The organism is Gordonia metallireducens (assembly GCF_021245825.1).
GTDB lineage: Bacteria > Actinomycetota > Actinomycetes > Mycobacteriales > Mycobacteriaceae > Gordonia > Gordonia namibiensis.
On record NZ_JAJQJP010000059.1, the window covers coordinates 1 to 1,747 of the forward strand.

Sequence of the window (1,747 nt, forward strand, 5' to 3'; positions counted from 1 at the left end):
GCCCGCGGGCATCGATGGTGTCGCCGCGTTCGTCGGAAAGCGCGTGCCGGAGGGCGGCAAGCCCCGCCGAGTTCCACGCGCGCCGCCGAGGCGCGCGAAGCACGTCCCTGCGCCCTGAGGTGCGAGCGAAGCACGTCCTCGCTCCCTGAGGTGCGAGCGACCACCACCTCTCGCTCCCTGAGGTGCGAGCGAAGCACGTCCCTGCTCCCTGAGGTGCGAGCGAAGCGAGCCACGAAGGGCCTGGTGAGTATCCGCTCACCAGGCCCTTCGTGGCAGTGAGAATGGTTGTGGGTGATTGATCGTGTTTGGGTCTGACCTGCTTCGTGGCTGACGGTGCTGTCTTGGACGAGATTTGTCGTCCCGGCGGTCGGTCATCTACGAAACCCTGACCTGTGAGGGCCGGGGCGGGTGTGACCTGATTAGGACCGTGTCTGGCTGCTGGGCCGTGACTCTTCACTGTCCTGTCCACCCGCCCCGGTGAGGTCATCCCACACATCAGTGAAGGAGACATCACCACGATGACCCCAACCACGAGCACCACGCAACCGCTAGTACTTGGCGTCGACACCCATCAACGCCGCCACCACGCCGCCCTCGTCACCGCCGAGGGCCGCCTGCTCGCCGATCACGAGTTCCCCGCCACCAGCACTGGCTACCACCAGTTGTGGCAGTGGGCCACCTCGTTCGGCCCCATCACCCAGGCCGGAGTGGAGGCCAGCGCCTCCTACGGCGCCGGCCTGACCCGGCTTCTCACCGCGCACGATGTCACGGTCATCGACGTCAACACCCCCGATCTGCCGCGCCGCTACGCCCACGGCAAAACCGACCAACTCGACGCCCACGCCGCAGCAATGGCGGTGTTCACCGGCCGAGCCGAGGCCATCGCCAAAGACACCACCGGCATCGTCGAATCAGTCCGAATGCTGTATGTGGCACGAGCTTCGGCCGTCGATGAGGCCACCCGCATCGGCAACCAGCTCCGTGACCTGGTCACCACCGCACCTGCCGAGTGGGCCGATCGCTGCCGGGCGGCGACCACCACCGCCCAACGCATCACCCTCATCGAGGCACTGCCCGCACCCGCACCGAAAGCGAAACTGTCGGCACCGGCGGCAGCGTTCGTCCGGGCCGGCCGCTCCCTGCTCACCCGCTACCGGTTGGCCCAACGAGAAGTCACCGACCTGACCCGCGAGCTCACCGCACTGCTGACCACGATGGTTCCCACCCTGCTTGCACGCCCGCACATCGGGCCGGTCACCGCCGCCCGACTGGTCATCACCGTCGGGGAAAACATCGACCGGATGCGCAGCGAAGCGACCTTCGCCAAACTCGTCGGCGTCGCCCCACTACCGGCCTCCTCGGGCAAAACCCATCGTCACCGACTCAACCGAGGTGGTGACCGGCAAGCCAACAGCGCCCTGCACATGATCGTGGTCGGCCGGATGAAAAACCATCCACCCACCCGCGCCTACGTCGAACGCCGTTCCGCCGAACACAAAACGAAGAAAGACATCATCCGCTGCCTCAAACGCTACGTCGCCCGCGAAGTCTTCAAAGACCTCACCACCGACCTCGGAGCACTGGACAAGCTATAGGACCATCTCGTCGACTTCGATACGCTCCCTTCGTCGCTACTCAGCCCGGCGGCTATCGCTCCTCGCACCTCAGGGAGCGGTAGCGGTCGTGCTTGCGCTCCTCGCACCTCAGGGAGCGGTGGCGGTCGTGCTTGCGCTCCTCGCACCTCAGG

At 66.3% G+C, this 1,747-nt stretch carries 1 protein-coding gene; it reads left to right on the forward strand.

What is annotated here, in order from left to right:
- Positions 1–518 precede the first annotated feature (518 nt).
- A complete protein-coding gene (locus tag LQD00_RS22650; RefSeq protein WP_232719525.1) occupies positions 519–1,595 on the forward strand; it encodes an IS110 family RNA-guided transposase in 1,077 nt (358 codons plus the stop codon).
- Positions 1,596–1,747: the final 152 nt, after the last annotated feature.